Genomic DNA, 16,096 nt, shown 5'->3' with positions numbered 1-16,096 from the left:
GTTGGCGGGGACCCTGATGGAGAAGGGACCGGGCACGGCTCGGGCATCCGGCGTGCTCCGACGGAGTCTCCCGGCACGTCGGCTCCTGCGCGGCACCGTCCTGCGTCTGCGTGCCGACGCCCTCCGTCGGGCTCAGCGGAGCCCGACGGTCGTGCCGTTCCGTCTGGCAGCTGCGGCTCGGGCGCCATCGCGGCGTGACTGATCCGACCAGCCGCTTGGCCGGTGGCACTGGCGGATGCAAGGCGGCGTCTTCACCGGCCCCGCCCGCGCCGGCGGCCGATGGCCCATGCGCGCAGGGGCCTCCTCCGCGCGATCACTTTGCGCTTGAAGTCATCGCTGCTATCTTACTTCATGCGTGAACTCATAGTGAGGGAGCGCACCGTTATGGACCGGAAGAGGAAGCATCATGAGCACCGTCACCTTCGGCATCACCCCCGGCTACGGCGAGAAGCTGCACGAGGCCCTCGGCTACAGCGGGGCCGTCCGCGTCGGGGACCGGGTCGAGATCTCCGGCCAGGCCGGCGTCGACGACGACCTGGTCGTTCCCGACGCGCTGGAGGACGAGATCGTCCTGGCTTTCGACAACGTGGAACGCACGCTCGCCACGGTCGGCGCGACCTGGCGGGACGTCATCCACGTGAACTCCTACCACAAGGTCGCGCCGGGGGACGACGTCATCGGAGAGGACCACAACAGGGTCATGGCCGAGCAGTTCCGCCGTCGCCTCGGCGGCCGGGCGCCGATCTGGACCGAGACCGGCGTCACGGTCCTCGGCCTCGCCGCCATGCGCGTGGAGATCCGCGTCACCGCCGTCGTGGGCTCCGGGAACTGAACGACCGCCCGCGTGCCCGGACAACCGGGCCGTCGCCGGGCGCGCCCCACGCCTTCCGCCCGGCGGCGGGGACCGGCCGCGCCGCCTCCCTCAGATGTGCGGGCCCGCGAGGGCGGGGGACGCGTACGCGGCGGGTGGCGGTTCGGACAGCCGGGCCACGTGGATCAGTGCGTCGCCGGGGCCGGGCGGGAGCCCGAGGAGCCGCCCGGAGAATATGTCCACGAGCACCACGGTGCCGTCGGGCAGCATGCGCGGCTCCTCGCCGAGGTGCAGGCGTTCCGTGCTGAGGGGCCGGAACGGCCCGACGTCCGGCGGGGGCCTTTCGCGGCGGTCGGGAGGAGGGCGTGCGGGGGTGGCGCGCGGCTGATGAGCCGTCGGGGTGGCGCGGCGCGTGGTGGGCCGGGGCCGGCCGCGGGATCACGAGGAGTTCTTCAGCGCGCTCCAGCCGCCGTCCACCACGAGCGAGGCCCCGGTCACGAAGGAAACGTCGTCGCTGAGCAGGAAGGCGATGGCGGCGGCGACTCCTCGGGCGAGCCGAGGCGGCCGATGGCGGTCTCCCCGGCCGCCGCCCGGCGGTCCTCCTGGCCGATCCCGTCCCAGGCGCGGGTCGGGATCGGGCCGGGAAGCACGCTGTTCACCCTGATCCGACCGCCGTAATCGACGGCCAGTTGGCGGGCCGGCCCCGTCAGACCGGCCTTCGCCGCGGCGTACGCGGGCCGGCCCGGCAATCCCACCCGCGCGTGCGCCGAGGAGACCAGCACGATGCTGCCGCGCCCGTCGAGACCAGGTCGTCGAGACAGGCGCGCGCACCGAGGAACGCCCCGGTGAGGCTCACGGCCAGCTGCCGGTTCCACTCCTCCGCGCTGGTGTCGTGGGCCGCCGCGACGCGGACGGTGTAGGCGTTGCCGACCAGGGCGTTGATCGGTCCGAAGGCCGACCGGAGCACCCCGTCACGATGTGCGATGAATGCATCTGGGCATGACTCAATAGAATTGGACTCATCGTTGCGTATTGAGTCATGACCGATCATGAGGTCGCGGCCGCTGTGTCTCGACTCCTGATCCCGAATACGGCGGGCGGCAACCCGTCTCCGGCGCCGTGGGGTCCCGGAAGCGCCTCAAAGACCGGCCTGCGGAGAAGAGATAACCTCAGCTCAGTGCCGTGATGAGAAGCATGGTCAGCGCCGTCCGCCAGGCTTGTCGCCCGGGTCCGCCCTTCACGGGCCCTCCAGCCGGCCCCGGCCGGGCGGCACCGGGGAGATGAATCGTTCGCCGGCAGCCCTCTTGACCGGTGCATGTCCTGTCAATATGTTCTCCTAGTCTGAAGCGTAAGCGCCAACTTGATGCATTTGTGCTTACCTCTGTTCATGGCTATCCGCTGTGAAACGGCGAGACCGACAAGTGAACTCATCTGTCCGAGGGGCGGGCATGGATGATGCTCGCCCGTACGGGAGCCGCCATGACTATCCATACACTTCGCATGTCGCGAAGGACACTGGCCGTAATGCTCGCCACCGCCCTCGCCACGGCACTGCTCGTCGCGTTCCCCGCTCCGCGGGCAGCGGCGGCGACCATCGACACCAACGCTTCCTACGCGCTGATCAACCGGCACAGCGGTAAGGCGCTGGACGTCCACAACCGGGCCACCGATGACGGGGCCGGGATCGTGCAGTGGGCGCGCAACGACGGCGCCTGGCAACAGTGGCAGTTCGTCGAGTCCGGCGGCGGCTGGTACCGCCTGAAGTCCCGGCACAGCGGCAAGGTGCTGGACATCTCCGGCTTCTCCACCGCCGACGGCGCCGACGTCATCCAGTGGACCGACAACGGAACCGCCAACCAGGAGTTCCGTGTGGAGGACATGGACGGCGGGCACATCCAGCTGATCAACCGCAACAGCGGCAAGGCACTTGAGGTGTGGGAGCGGTCCACCGCGGACGGCGGCCGGATCTCCCAGTACACCGACAACGACGGCGCCAACCAGCAATGGCGGCTCGTCGAGCTCGGCGGCGGCTCCCCCCAGCCGGAGGGCGACCGGCGGATGGAGTCGCTGGGCCGCGGCGTCGTGGCCGTGCGCTCCAACCAGACGGATGTCATGGTGAGCTGGCGGTTGCTGGGGCTGGACCCGCAGGGCATCGGCTTCAACGTCTACCGCTCCACCGGCGGAGGTTCCTGGGGCAAGCTCAACGGCCAGGTTCTGACCGGGGGCACCAACTACGTCGACAGGTCCGCCAACCTGTCACGGTCCAACAGCTACCGTGTGGCACCGGTGATCGACGGTCAGGAACAGCAGCCGAGCGGGGCCTTCACCCTCGGCGCCGACCACGCCATCGAACCGGTGGTCCGGGTGCCGATGCGCGACGGCGGCCCGGTGAAGTTCGTCTGGGCCGGCGACCTCGATGGCGACGGCGAGTACGACTACGTGGTGGACCGGCAGACCTCCCCCCAGCGGCTGGAGGCCTACCGCAGTGACGGGCAGTTCCTGTGGCAGGTCAACATGGGGCCCAACAGCCAGAACCAGGACAACATCGAGGGCGGGTCGTCCACCATCAACGTGGGCCACAACGACGGAGTCACCGTTTACGACTTCGACAGCGACGGCCGCGCGGAGGTGGCGGTGCGGATCGCCAATGGCGTCACCTTCGGGGACGGCACCACCTTCTCCCGCTCCAACAACAACCACCAGTTCATCGCCATCCTCGACGGCCCGACCGGCGCCCTGCGCGCCTCCGCCCAGGTCCCGACGGACTACCTGTCCGACGGCCCGATGTACGCGCGGTTCGGAGTGGGGTACCTCAACGGGACCACGCCGAGCCTGGTGGCGTACATGAAGAACCGGGTCGGCGACGGAGGCTTCAACCTCATGATGACCGCCTGGAACTTCGACGGCAGCGAGGTCCGCATGGGGTGGAAGTGGCTGCGCGGCAACCAGAACGCGCCTGACGGGCACAACACCCGCATCATCGACATCGACGGTGACGGCAAGGACGAGATCGTCGAGATCGGCTTCGTCCTCGACGGAGACGGCACCCTGCGCTACTCGCTGGGGGACCAGGGCGTCGTCCACGGCGACCGCTTCCACATCGCCGACATGGACCCAGGCCGTCCGGGCCTGGAAGGCTATGGCGTGCAGCAGCGGAACCCCAGCGGCTTGCAGGAGTACTACTACGACGCCGCGAGCGGCGACATGATCTGGAGGCACTTCGGGAACGCCGACGATGTGGGACGCGGCATGGCGGGCGACATCGACCCGCGCCACCCCGGCATGGAGGTCTGGTCCTTCTACGGCCTCTACAACGCACCCACCAACCGGCTCACGGAGCCGGACACGTCGCTGAGGCCCTGGCCGCAGCTGGGCCTGTGGTGGGACGGCGACCTCTCGATGGAACTGCTCAACAGCGGCAAGATCGAGAAGTGGGACCCGCAGAACCCGACGCCGACCGGAAGGCTGCCGCGGTTGGTCTCCACCTGGAACTACGGCGCGGTCACCGCCGCTCAGGGCGGACCCACCCTCGTCGGCGACCTCTTCGGTGACTGGCGCGAGGAGGCTGTGTACACCAACGCGGCCCACAACGAGCTGATCATCTTCACCACCGACCAGCCGACCAGTACCCGGCTGTACACGCTGGCGCACAACCCGGCCTACCGCAACGCCATGACGTTGAAGGGCTACATGCAGTCCCACCACGTCGACTACTTCCTCGGGAACGGCATGAGGACCCCACCGAGGCCGGCCATCACCTACTGAACCAACCGCAGCGGAAACCACTGCGGTCCGCCCCGGGAACAGAAGCCGTTCCCGGGGCGGACCACCGACGCCCCCGCCGCTTCGCCAGCACTCTCGACAGTCGGCCGTCGGCCGCCGTCAGTGACCCCACCACTCCAGCCACACGCTGACCGGACAGACCACGGCGGGCCCCCGGGTCACGCCGGGAGGACCGTCAGACGGCCGTGCGCGACCACTGCTGGTTGGCGCCGGAGTTGCACGTGTACTGCTTGAGGATCGCGCCGTCCGCGGTCGAGGCGGACGGGACGTCCACGCATTTGCCGCTGTGGCGGGCCCTGAGTTGGAAGTAGCCGCCTTGGGCGACCATCTGGAACTGCTGGTTGGTGCCGGTGCCGCAGGTGTACTGGATGAGTTCGGCGCCGTCGGCGGTCGAAGCGCTCACCACGTCGAGGCATTTGCCGCTGTGGCGGCTGACGATGCGCCAGTAGCCGCTGCCGGCGTCCTCGAAACGCCACTGCTGCCACGCGTCGCCGTTGTAGGTGTACTGGCCGACTCGTGCGCCGTTGTCGGTGTTGGGTTGCTGGACGTCCATGGCCTTGCCGCTGTGGCGCACGGTGATCCGGTACGCCTGGGGCACGGGCGTGGAGCCGTCGCCCCAGGCGTACCGGATCCGATCGGCGCCTGAGACGTTGCGGATGGTCAGGTTGAGGTCGGTGCCGCTGCCGCTCAGGGCGTACATGGAATAGTGGTCGTAGTCCAGGTTCCCGGTCCGCTTGCCGCCGAGAGCGGGCCAGTAGGTGCCGCCCATCCCGTTGTCGCGCATGACCTGGGCCATGGCGCGGATGTGGCGCACGAAGTTGTCGGTGCTGTTCGCGTCGCCGTAGTCGAGGCCGGTGGACATCGGCGCGCCGAACTCGGTCGCGATCGCGCGGGAGGCGCAGTCGCCCAGCCGCGTCTGGATGTGGCTGCGGAAGGCGTCGTAGGTCATCGGGCTGTAGAAGAAGGCGTAGTGGTGGAAGGACAGCAGCGTGGAGTCGAAGCGGCTGTCGTCGCAGATGTCACGGAGGTCCTGGCTGTAGCCGGTGCCGCCGATGAGTACCCGGCTCGGCACGGCCGAGGTGTGGTGGCTGAGCCAGTTCGCCGCGACATCGCGCCACTCCGCCGACGTGTAGCCGTGCGGCTCGTTCATCGGCTCGAAGTAGACATTGCCGTTCGAGCCGTAGGTGTGGGTGACGCTGGACCACATGGTGTTCCACGCGGCGACGTCGGTGATTCTGCCGCCGGAGGCGGCACCGTCCTCCCAGTAGGCGAGGATGACCTTGAACCCGCGTTCGGTGGCGGCGTCGATGGCGCCGCGGTAGGCGTTCCACCAGGCCGTGTCGGCCACGGTGTGGGTGTTGATGGGCAGCCGGACGGTGTTGACGCCCATGCTGGCGGCCATGTCGTCGTAGAGGGCGTTGGCCTTGGCCCGCACCGTCGCGTTGCTGTCGGACTTGCTCAGCCCGTGCAGAACGAGTGGGTCGGTGCTGAAGTTGTCACCCAGCACGGCCCAGTTCATGCCCCGGAACTGGCTGGTGGCGGCACTGGCCGGTGACGATGCGAAGACGACGAGGCTCGCCGCCGCGGTGAACACGGTCACGGTGAGGGCGACCAGCCTCCGGAGCGACGAACGTGCGCTTCGTGGCGGTGCCGGCGAGTAGCCGTCGGACGCCGTGATCAGTCTCATGAGGTGTCCCATCACTGGATCGATGTGCCAGGCGGCCCGTGAGCCGCCGGTGCCGAGCGCCCGCGCGGTGGCCGTCGCGGGCGCTCGGCCTGCCGGTCGTGCTCAGACCTGGGTACGGCTCCACTGCTGGTTGGCGCCCCCGCCGCAGGTGTACTGCTGGATGTCGGTGCCGTCGGCGGTGCCGGAGCCGACGACGTCGAGGCATTTGCCGCTGTGGCGGGCGACGATCCGGAAGTGGCTCCCGGTGGCCTGCCACTGCCATTGCTGGTTGGTGCCGATTCCGCAGGTGTACTGGATGATGTTGGCGCCGTCCGCGGTGGAGCCGTTCGCCACGTCCAGGCACTTGCCGCTGTTCTGGTTGACGATGCGGAAGTAGCCGTCGCCGCTGTCCTGGAACACCCACTTCTGGTTGCCACCGCCGTTCCATGTCCACTGCTTGACCTCGGCGTTGTTCGCGGTGGAGGCCGAGATGACGTCCATCACCCCGCCGCTGTAGCGGTTGGTCACGCGGTAGGCCGGGGCCGGGCCGGGCACGTCGGCCACCGGCAGGATCGTGCCGTGGCGGCAACCCGGGCACGTGATCTGGCTCAGCCCCGACCAGGAGTTCAGGTCCGAGCTGGTTGCCGTCCAGATGCCGCCGTTGGTGTACTTGTCGATCCAGATGCGCCAGGAACCGTCGCTCATCCGCAACACGGCCGGTCCCTCGTAGCCCGCGCTCCACAACGGACCCCGGTTGGTCCACCCGCTGGTGAGGCTCGTGCTGGTCCAGTGCTCGATGTACTTGGACGTCTCGTTCTTGGCGAAGGCGTGGTAGGTGCTGCCCGACTTCACGACATAGGTGTCGATGTAGTTGTAGCCGAGGCCGCCCATCTGCACCGGCCCGCTCCAGGAGGTCAGCGAACTGTTCTCGGCGGTGAAGACGTAGGGGCGGAAGCAGTTGGAACACGTCGTCCGGGCGATGCTCACGATGACCCGGACGGTGCCGTTCTCGACGTAGAACTCGGGCGCCCAGGTGAATCGCGTGTCGGCCACGCCGGAGTCGACGCTGGCCACGTGCGTCCAGTTGACCAGGTCGGGGCTGGAGGCGATGTTGAAGTGCGTCGAGTTCGTGGTCCACGACTGGACGGTGTGGGCGATGTAGTAGAGCCCGTTGTGGTGGATGACGCTGGGGTCGCGCAGCACGCCGGACGGGCCTCGGTAGTTGGTGTCCGCCAGCACGCTGAAGTCCCTGCCGTTGGCCGAGGAATAGACCCAGAGCTCCTGATCGGCGGCGGCGTCCCCCTTGAACGTGGTGTAGACGTAGCCGGGGGCGGCCTGTGCGGGTGACGCGGCCGTCACCGCGGTGCCGGCGGCGGCGAGCACCATGAGGCTGAGTCGGGCCAGCCAGCGTCTCGCCTTGACGCATCTGAACACGGAAGACCTCCTGGTGGGGGAAGTGCCGACCGGAGTCGGCCTGGGACGAGGCGATCCTGTGCCGTTTCGGTCAATCCGTCGTGCGGCTGCGGCGGGCGCCGGCCGGCGCACTGATCCAGGACCGCCGGGCGACATCGGGTGGGGAGGCGACGCGTCGTCCGTCGGGGGAGGCGGTGGTGTCGGCGACGGAGGTCGTCCTGCTGAGCGGTGTGCTTGTGATCAGCGCTTCCGGCGGAGTGCGGCTCGCCGTGCCACGCCGGGCTCGGCCGCCGCGTGGCGCGAACGGGGGGCCGCGGGAGGGAGCGTTCATCGTCGATCTCCTCGCAGGGGAGTTCCACGGAAGGCGTCGCGCCCGGGGACAGGAGACCGGATGGTGCGATGACCCGGTCGTGTCCGAGGGGCGAGAGTGCGTGCGGCGCTGTTCACGGGTGTGCAGGTCGGCGGCCAGTCGCGGCGCAGGGCACAGGAGTGGACGAATCTTGAGCGAAAGCGCTCATGATTGTTCAAACATGGTGACAATCGGTGACATTGTGCGACCAGCGCTGAAGGCTGTCAAGAGTTGGGCGCGATCCGTAATGAACGATCCCGTCCGGGGGTTGAAGGGCCACCGGACGGGATCAGGCGTGACGAGTGCGGACTGGAGCTTGCCCGGAGTTCGTGCCTGGACGGCCGACCGTCGCCGAGGCGTCAGGAATCCACTTGATCGAACAAGTTGGCACACTCGATCCGTGCACGTGTCTTGCCGCTCCCGGTGACACGCCTCTAACCTCACCGAGAGCGCTCCCACTCCCGTGAACATCGAAACCCGGCTCTCGTCCGCGACGCGTGTGAATCGTTTCATTGCCCTTTCGTCGGGAGCACGCGAGCCGCTACCCGCCCACCCGAAGGAGCCGCACATGTCCGTCCGACATCTGCGAAGAACCCGCGGGCCGGTCACGTTCTTGCTCGCGGTGCTGCTGGCCGCTGTCTCGCTGGTCGCGCTGCCCGCGTCCCCCGCCAGCGCGGCCGTGGTCGACACATCCGCCTACTACCAGCTGGTCTCACGGCACAGCGGCAAGGCCATCGACATCTCCGAGCGCTCCACAGCCAACGGGGCCGAGGCCATCCAGTGGACTCCGGGAGCAGGCACCAACCAGCAGTTCCAGTTCGTCGATTCGGGCAACGGGTACTACCGGATCATGGCCCGGCACAGCGGCAAGGTGCTCGATGTCGAGGGAAGGTCCACGGCCAACGGCGCGAACGTGATGCAGTGGACGGACAACAACGCCGTCAACCAGCAGTTCAGCGTGGTCGACATCGACAGCCAGTATGTGCAGCTGATCAACCGCAACAGCGGTAAGGCACTTGAGGTGTGGGAGCGGTCCACCGCGGATGGCGGCCGGATCTCCCAGTACACCGACAACGACGGTGCCAACCAGCAGTGGCGGCTGGTCAAGGTCGACGGCGGCACCGACCCGGACCCGGATCCGCCAGTCGGTGAAGCGCGGCAGATGGAGGATTTGAACCGGGGTCTGGTGTCGGTGCGTTCCGGCGGCGGGAACCTGGTGTCCTGGCGGTTGCTGGGTACCGAGGGCTATGACACGGCGTTCAACGTGTACCGCGACGGGACGAGGGTGAACGGTTCGCCGGTCACCGACTCCACGAACTACTTGGACAGCGGCGCCCCTTCCGGCGCCTCGTACACCGTTCGCGCGGTGGTGGGCGGGGTGGAGCAGCCGGCGTCGGAGCCGTCGTTGCGTTTCACCGGGGGGAACTATCTGGATGTTCCGTTGCGGAGCCCTGGTTCTGGTTATACGCCGGTCGAGGCGAGCCCGGGGGATGTGGACGGTGACGGGCAGTACGAGCTGATCGTGAAGTGGGACCCGAACAACGCCAAGGACAACTCCCAGTCGGGCACCACGGGGAACGTCTATATCGATGCCTACCGGCTGGGCGGCGAGCGGCTGTGGCGTATCGACCTGGGCCGCAACATCCGGGCCGGGGCGCACTACACGCAGTTCCAGGTGTACGACTACGACGGTGACGGCCGGGCCGAGGTGGCCATGAAGACGGCCGACGGCACGCGCGACGGGCAGGGAGCGGTCATCGGCAACGCCGGTGCCGACCACCGCAACTCCAGTGGGTACATCCTCGCCGGTCCCGAGTACCTGACCATGTTCAACGGCCTGACCGGCGCCGCGATGGACACGGTGAACTACGACCCGCCGCGCGGCAACGTCGCCTCCTGGGGCGACAACTACGGCAACCGGGTGGACCGGTTCCTGGCCGGAACCGCGTATCTGGATGGCCAGCGGCCCTCGTTGATCATGGCCCGGGGCTACTACACCCGCGCGGTGATCGCGGCCTGGGACTTCCGCGACGGGGAGCTGACCAAGCGCTGGACGTTCGACTCCAACGCCTCGGGCAACTCCCGCGCCGCCGGGCAGGGCAACCACCAGCTGTCGATCGCGGACGTGGACGCGGACGGCCGCCAGGAGATCGTGTACGGCTCCGCGACCATCAACGACAACGGCACCCTCATGTACGCCACCGGCTTCGGCCACGGCGACGCCCTGCACGTGGGAGACTTCGTGCCCTCCCGCCCGGGACTTGAGGTGTTCACCATCCACGAGTCCGGCAACCAGCCCGGCTCCGACCTCCACGATGCCGCCACCGGCGCGGTCATCCACCGCACCCCCACCAGCGGAGACGAAGGGCCGGGCCGCGGGGTCGCCGGCGACATCCACGCCGGCAACCCGGGCGCGGAGTTCTGGGGCTCCGGGCCGAACATGAACCAGCTCCGCAACGCCTCCGGCGGCAACGTCGGCCGCAACCCCTCCTCGGCCAACTTCCTCGCCTGGTGGGACGCGGATCCCGTGCGCGAACTCCTCAACGGCACGCAGATCGACAAGTACGGCACCGGCGGCGACACCCGGCTGCTCACCGGCAGCGGTGTGGCCTCCAGCAACGGCACCAAGTCCACTCCTGTGCTGTCGGGCGATCTGTTCGGCGACTGGCGCGAGGAAGTCATCTGGCGCCACTCGGACAACAGCGCCCTGCGTATCTACGCCACGACCACGCCGACCACCACCAAGCTGCACACCCTGGCCCATGACGCGCAGTACCGGGTGGCGCTGGCCTGGCAGAACACCGCCTACAACCAGCCGCCCCACCCGAGCTACTTCCTCGGGGCCGGCATGACCCGCCCGCCGCAGCCCCACATCTACGTGCGCTGACCTGCGGTCGGCACGCGGGAACGGACACCACCTCCGGGTCGGCCGGGACTGCCCCGGCCGGCCCGGAGGCCCCGGACCGAGGACGAACGTCTCCCGCCGGTGCCCGCCTCCACCGCGAGATGGTCCGTTCCGACGCGGCCCACGTGGAGCGGGGACCGACCCCGGTCCGCCGGGCTCGGCCGTCGGCCGCGGTGCCTCGCCGCGTTCCCGGTTCGCCCAGGTACGCACAGGGCCGGCGAGTGGCGCGCAGGCGCCACACCACGCACTTCCCCCGGCCCTCCAAGCCGGCTGGGGAAGACGCGAGCCCTTCCGGGACCGGTGGAACCGGCCCCGGACGGGCTCGCTGAAACACCGTGTGCCCCCGTCCCAGGGGCACGGAAATGAGGAACAGGCAACGATGCGAAAGCACTTCTTCCGCACGGCACTCAGTGTCGCGACCACGGTCGCCCTGGGGTGCGGCGCGGTAGCGCTCGGGCCGGTCGGCTCGGCCTCCGCGCACTTCGGGGAGGCTGAGATCTCGCCGATCGAGAGCGATATCAGTGAGCGGCCCTGGGCCGGCGTCGAGGTCAGCAGCGGCGCGTCGAGCGCCGACCTGGCGATCGATCAGGAGGACAGCACCGCGTGGGTGGCTGACGACACCTCGTCGGGCCAGTGGCTGACTCTCGATCTCGGCGGCGCCTACGACAACGTCAGGAAGACCGAGGTCGTCTTCCCGGACGCCGGGGCGGTCTACCAGTACGTGATCGAGGCGTCCGCGGACGGCGACCAGTGGCACGTCATCGCCGACCACTCGGCCAACGACCAGCCCACGCGGGGATCGGTCGACCTCTTCACCCAGCCGGGAACGCGATTCGTGCGCGTGACATTCACGGGAGCCTCGCCCGGCGCGACCCTGGGGATCAGCGAACTCAGCGTCTACAACTACCTGCGCGACGACCTGGTCCTCGGCGCCGACGCCTCCTGGGTGGACAACGATGTCGCCGAAGGACGCGACTACTGGGTGAGTCCGACGGAGGAGGACCCCGGTGCGGGCCCCCACCTGCTCGACGTGCTCCAGGACCGCGGCGTCGAGTACGTCAGGCTGCGGATCTTCAACGAGCCCCGCAGCGAGTCGTCGGGCGACGTGCTGCCCGTCCCGTACCAGGGTCCGGAGCGGTCACGTGAGGTCGCCGAGTGGATCAAGGCCGAACGGGACATGGGCCTGGGGATCGACTTCCACTACGCGGACTCGTGGGCCGATCCGGCCAAGCAGCCGAAGCCGCGGGAATGGGCGGAGCTGGAATTCGACGACCTGAGCCAGGAGGTGTACGACTACACCTACGACTATGTCGAGCAGCTGATCGAGCAGGGCACGACGCCGGACAAGGTGGCGGTCGGCAACGAGATCATCAATGGCTTCATGTTCGGCAGTGAGGCGGCGTTGATCGGCACCACCGATCCACCGTACTTCCGCGACCACCCGGAGATCTATCAGTCGCAGCCCGGCGGCGGCCTGCTCTGGGACTACTGGGGCTCCGAGGATCCCGAGGAACAGCGGCTCTACGACGAGGCGTGGGACCGGTTCACGACGCTGTCCGCGCAGGGGATCAGCGCGGTCCGCGACGCGTCGGCCGACCACGGTGAGGACATCGACGTCGAGGCGCACATCGCCACCGGCCGGAGCGACAAGGCGCTTGAGTTCTGGGACCAGTACCTGACCCGGCTGAATGCCAAAGGCGTCGACCCGGACGTTCTCGCCCACTCGTACTACCCGGAATGGCACGGGTCGCCGGAACAGATCGAGCAGACCCTGAACGCGGTGGCGGCGGCGCACCCGGGGTACAAGATCGACATCGCCGAGACCTCGTACCCGGCGTCGGGCGGCGGCGGGGCCCCGATGCCCAACTCGACGTACCCGCGGACCGTCCAGGGACAGGCGGACGCCCTCCAGCGCGTGTTCCAGATCGCCAACGACATCCCGAACAACCAGGGCGTGGGCGTGCTGGTGTGGGAGCCGGCGCGTTGGCAGTCCATGTTCACCGCCGTACCGGGTATGGCGCGCACCTGGGAGCCGAACGCGTCGATCGATGTCTTCAGCGAGAGCCGCGCGACCCACGTCGTGGAGGACACCGTGTACGCGGGCGTCCTGGTCGACGGCGAGGTCGCGCTGCCGGACTCCGTCGATGCGCTGACCACGGCCGATGGCTCGACCGAGCCGGTGCCGGTGGCGTGGGACCCGGTTCCGGACGGCGCCACGGAGGAGGCCGGCCGGCTCACGGTTCAGGGCTCGACCGAGTACGGCCCGGTCACAGCGATGGTCGACGTGGTCGAGACCTATGCCGGTCTCGACTGCGACCGCGTGATCACCGGCCGGCACACCGGGCCGTTGACGGTGACCGAGGGTGTGACCTGCCTGGACGGAGCGACGGTGTCAGGTCCGGTGTCGGTGCGCGACGGGGCCTCGCTCCAGGTGGACGGTGCGGCGATCTCCGGCCCGGTGCGGGCCGACGGCGCGGCAGCGGTGGTGATCTGCGACAGCCGGATCTCCGGCCCGGTGACGTCCTCGGGGACTTCGTCGGTGACCATCGGCAACCCGGTGCTGGGATGTGCTCCGAACACGATCTCCGGCCCGGTGGCGGTGACGCAGACGCAGTGGTGGAACGTGATCGCGGGAAACACGATCAGCGGCCCACTGACGTGCCGCGAGAACGCCCGGCCCCCGGTGAACAATGGTTCGACCAACACGGTGAGCGGTCCGAAGTCGGCGCAGTGCCGAGACCTGTAACACCCTGACGCCCGGTTGTTCCGAGGTGCTGCCGGGCCGGGAAGTCCGGCCCGGCAGCACGCTCACGGAACGCGCGACGTGCTGTCCGGTTCTGATGACCAGGTCGGGTTGACATGCCCATGACTGGAGCTCGTCGGGGTGGCGTCCGATCCCGCCGCCATACCACGCTGCGCCGGGGCGGCGAAAATCTTTGGACGCGTCCGGAGCCGGTACGGGACACTGACGGGTCGCCGCCCCGTGCTCGCGGGATCTTCCCGCCGGTACCGCGCGGCGGCCCGGCTTCGCCCGGTCCTTCCCCGCAGGGCGCCCATCAGAGGGACCCACTCGAACCGATACTCATCGCGGCCGGTTCCCCAGCGACCTGCCTCCCTCCCGGAGGACGTGCGGGGCGGGCCGCCCGCACGACCGTACAGAGGTGGGATGGGAACGTCGCTCGCACACGAGAACCAACAACCGCAGAAGGGCTCCATGCTCCTCGCCCTTCGCCAGTACACGGGCGAGCTCGTCCGGCTGCGCCGGCTGGCCGTGCCCGGACTCCTGCTCCCGGCGCTGGGAACCATCGGCACGAACTACATCGCGCCGCTGATCGTCGCCAAACTCGTCGGCCACATCGCCGACGGCGGCGCGACGTCCACCGACGCGACCCTGCCCTACATCCTCGCCTTCGCCGGGGTCCTGCTGCTGGGCGAGGCGCTGTGGCGCATCGGCATGCACTGCCTGAACCGGCTCGACGCGTACGGCATCGAGCACCTGTACGTCACCGGCATGGACGAACTGTTCAGCAAGGACGCCGCGTTCTACCACGACAACTTCGCCGGGTCCCTGACCAAACGGGTGCTCAGCTTCGCGTCGCGCTTCGAGGAGTTCGTCGACACCCTGGCGTTCTCCGTGATGGGCAACCTCGTGCCCCTGGCCTTCGGCTCCTTCGTGCTGTGGGGCTACGAACCGCTGCTCGTCGTCGGGCTCCTGGGCGTGATCGCGCTGACGGCGCTGTTCGTGGTGCCCCTCATCATCCGCCGCCAGGCACTCGTCGACCAGCGCGAGCAGGCCATCGCCCGCGTGTCGGGACACGTCGCCGACAGCCTGATGAACATGGACACGATCCGCGCGTTCGCCGCCGAGAAGCGCGAGGCCGCCGAACACCACTCCCGCGTCGCGGAGTCGAGACGGCTGATGCTGCGCGCCTGGGACTACGGCAACCTGCGCATCGACACGCTGGTCGCGCCGATGTCCGTGCTGGCCAGCACGCTCGGGCTGGTGCTCGTGCTCAGGTCCTCGGGGAACGGGCTCGGCGTCGAGGCGCTCGTGGTCACGTTCACCTACTACAGCAACGCGACCCGGCTCATGTTCGACTTCAACCGGATCTACCGGCACCTGGAGAACTCCCTCACGGAAGCGGCGCAGTTCACCGAACTCCTGCTGACGCCGCCGACCGTGGTCGACGTGCCGTCGCCCGAACCGCTGAGCCCCCGGGGCGCCGACGTCCGGTTCGAGCGGATCTCCTTCACCCACGCGGGCGGCAGACCGCTCTTCGACGGGCTCGACCTGCACGTGCCCAGCGGGTCGCGGATCGGGCTCGTCGGCCGTTCCGGCGGCGGCAAGACCACCCTCACGCGGCTGCTGCTGCGCATGACGGACGTCGACGCCGGCCGCATCCTGGTCGGCGGACAGGACATCAGCAGACTGAGCCAGGCGGACCTGCGGAGCCAGATCGCCTATGTGCCGCAGGACCCGGCGATGTTCCACCGCACGCTGCGGGAGAACATCGCCTTCGCCCGCCCGGACGCCACGGACGCCGACATCCGGCGCGCGGCGGAGGCCGCGCACGTCGCGGAGTTCGCGGACACGCTGCCGCACGGCTTCGACACCATGGTGGGCGAGCGCGGCGTGAAGCTGTCCGGCGGGCAGCGCCAGCGGGTGGCCCTCGCCCGGGCGATCCTGCGCGACGCCCCGATCCTGCTGCTCGACGAGGCGACCAGTGCCCTGGACTCGGAGAGCGAACTCCTGATCCAGGAGGCGCTGTGGCGCCTCATGGAGAAGCGCACGGCACTCGTGGTCGCGCACCGGCTGAGTACGGTCGCCGGGATGGACCGGCTCGTCGTCCTCGACCAGGGGCGGATCATCGAGCAGGGCACGCACGAGGACCTGCTCGCGCTGGACGGCACCTACGCGAAGCTGTGGCAGCACCAGTCCGGGGGGTTCCTCGACGAGTCGGCCGTGCCGCTCGTCCAGGACTGACCGAGGGCGCGACGGCGGGCCGCAGGTACGGTTTCCCGGCGGTCCGCGGTCGCCCCGCCCGCCACGGCCGGCGGCGGCCCGGCAGGCGTTCGCCCGCCGGGCCGCTCGCACCGGCGCCGCGGGCGGAGGCGGGTCAGACGGCGGGAGATCCACTTCTCCCGGATTGGCCTTCGCCCGGTCGTGAT

At 69.2% G+C, this 16,096-nt stretch carries 8 protein-coding genes and 1 pseudogene; 5 read left to right on the top strand and 4 right to left on the bottom strand.

Annotated elements, in window-relative coordinates; all coding sequences use genetic code 11:
- The first annotated feature begins 406 nt into the window (after positions 1-406).
- A complete protein-coding gene (locus LC193_RS00820; protein ID WP_226070297.1) occupies positions 407-832 on the top strand; it encodes a Rid family hydrolase in 426 nt (141 codons plus the stop codon).
- A gap of 90 nt (positions 833-922) precedes the next feature.
- Here LC193_RS00820 and LC193_RS00815 read toward each other — a convergent pair whose 3' ends face one another.
- Together LC193_RS00815 and LC193_RS00810 are read right to left on the bottom strand one after the other, a co-directional pair.
- The gene (locus tag LC193_RS00815; RefSeq protein ID WP_226070295.1) at positions 923-1,081 is read right to left on the bottom strand and encodes a hypothetical protein; all 159 of its coding nucleotides are present in this window, start codon (positions 1,079-1,081) and stop codon (positions 923-925) included.
- A 168-nt stretch (positions 1,082-1,249) separates the two neighbouring features.
- Positions 1,250-1,772, bottom strand: a pseudogene (locus LC193_RS00810) (SDR family NAD(P)-dependent oxidoreductase); the annotation flags it as partial.
- A gap of 539 nt (positions 1,773-2,311) precedes the next feature.
- Here LC193_RS00810 and LC193_RS00800 point away from each other — a divergent pair.
- Entirely contained in the window at positions 2,312-4,576 is a 2,265-nt protein-coding gene (locus LC193_RS00800; RefSeq protein ID WP_318842117.1) for a rhamnogalacturonan lyase family protein, read from the top strand.
- A gap of 193 nt (positions 4,577-4,769) precedes the next feature.
- On the opposite strand, the gene LC193_RS00795 is transcribed toward LC193_RS00800, so the two are convergent.
- Positions 4,770-6,281 (bottom strand): RICIN domain-containing protein, encoded by a 1,512-nt coding sequence (locus LC193_RS00795; RefSeq protein WP_226070293.1) that lies wholly within the window; start codon positions 6,279-6,281, stop codon positions 4,770-4,772.
- A 102-nt stretch (positions 6,282-6,383) separates the two neighbouring features.
- Positions 6,384-7,694, bottom strand: coding sequence for an RICIN domain-containing protein (locus tag LC193_RS00790; RefSeq protein WP_226070291.1), 1,311 nt, complete (start codon positions 7,692-7,694; stop codon positions 6,384-6,386).
- Positions 7,695-8,590: 896 nt separating this feature from the next.
- On the opposite strand from LC193_RS00790, the gene LC193_RS00780 reads away from it, so the two are divergent.
- From LC193_RS00780 to LC193_RS00770, 3 genes are all read left to right on the top strand, one after another.
- Complete coding sequence (locus LC193_RS00780) at positions 8,591-10,909, top strand: rhamnogalacturonan lyase family protein (protein WP_318842116.1); 2,319 nt, start codon at positions 8,591-8,593, stop codon at positions 10,907-10,909.
- Between the two features lie 397 nt (positions 10,910-11,306).
- The gene (locus tag LC193_RS00775) at positions 11,307-13,673 is read left to right on the top strand and encodes a glycosyl hydrolase 53 family protein (protein WP_226070289.1); all 2,367 of its coding nucleotides are present in this window, start codon (positions 11,307-11,309) and stop codon (positions 13,671-13,673) included.
- A gap of 468 nt (positions 13,674-14,141) precedes the next feature.
- Positions 14,142-15,911 carry an ABC transporter ATP-binding protein gene (locus LC193_RS00770; protein WP_404819504.1) on the top strand — a complete coding sequence of 590 codons (1,770 nt, stop codon included), beginning with the start codon at positions 14,142-14,144 and terminating at the stop codon, positions 15,909-15,911.
- Positions 15,912-16,096 lie beyond the last annotated feature (185 nt).

Origin of the sequence: Streptomyces marincola (genome assembly GCF_020410765.1) — a bacterium.
Taxonomy (GTDB): domain Bacteria; phylum Actinomycetota; class Actinomycetes; order Streptomycetales; family Streptomycetaceae; genus Streptomyces; species Streptomyces marincola.
This window is presented reverse-complemented; position numbering and strand designations above follow the sequence as displayed.

Excerpts from the sequence above, each read along its gene's own strand:
- LC193_RS00775 (WP_226070289.1), top strand. The coding sequence starts at position 11,307 with ATGCGAAAGCACTTCTTCCGCACGGCACTCAGTGTCGCGACCACGGTC.
- LC193_RS00795 (WP_226070293.1), bottom strand. The coding sequence starts at position 6,281 with ATGAGACTGATCACGGCGTCCGACGGCTACTCGCCGGCACCGCCACGA.
- LC193_RS00815 (WP_226070295.1), bottom strand. The coding sequence starts at position 1,081 with ATGCTGCCCGACGGCACCGTGGTGCTCGTGGACATATTCTCCGGGCGG.
- LC193_RS00820 (WP_226070297.1), top strand. The coding sequence starts at position 407 with ATGAGCACCGTCACCTTCGGCATCACCCCCGGCTACGGCGAGAAGCTG.
- LC193_RS00800 (WP_318842117.1), top strand. The coding sequence starts at position 2,312 with ATGTCGCGAAGGACACTGGCCGTAATGCTCGCCACCGCCCTCGCCACG.
- LC193_RS00770 (WP_404819504.1), top strand. The coding sequence starts at position 14,142 with ATGCTCCTCGCCCTTCGCCAGTACACGGGCGAGCTCGTCCGGCTGCGC.
- LC193_RS00780 (WP_318842116.1), top strand. The coding sequence starts at position 8,591 with ATGTCCGTCCGACATCTGCGAAGAACCCGCGGGCCGGTCACGTTCTTG.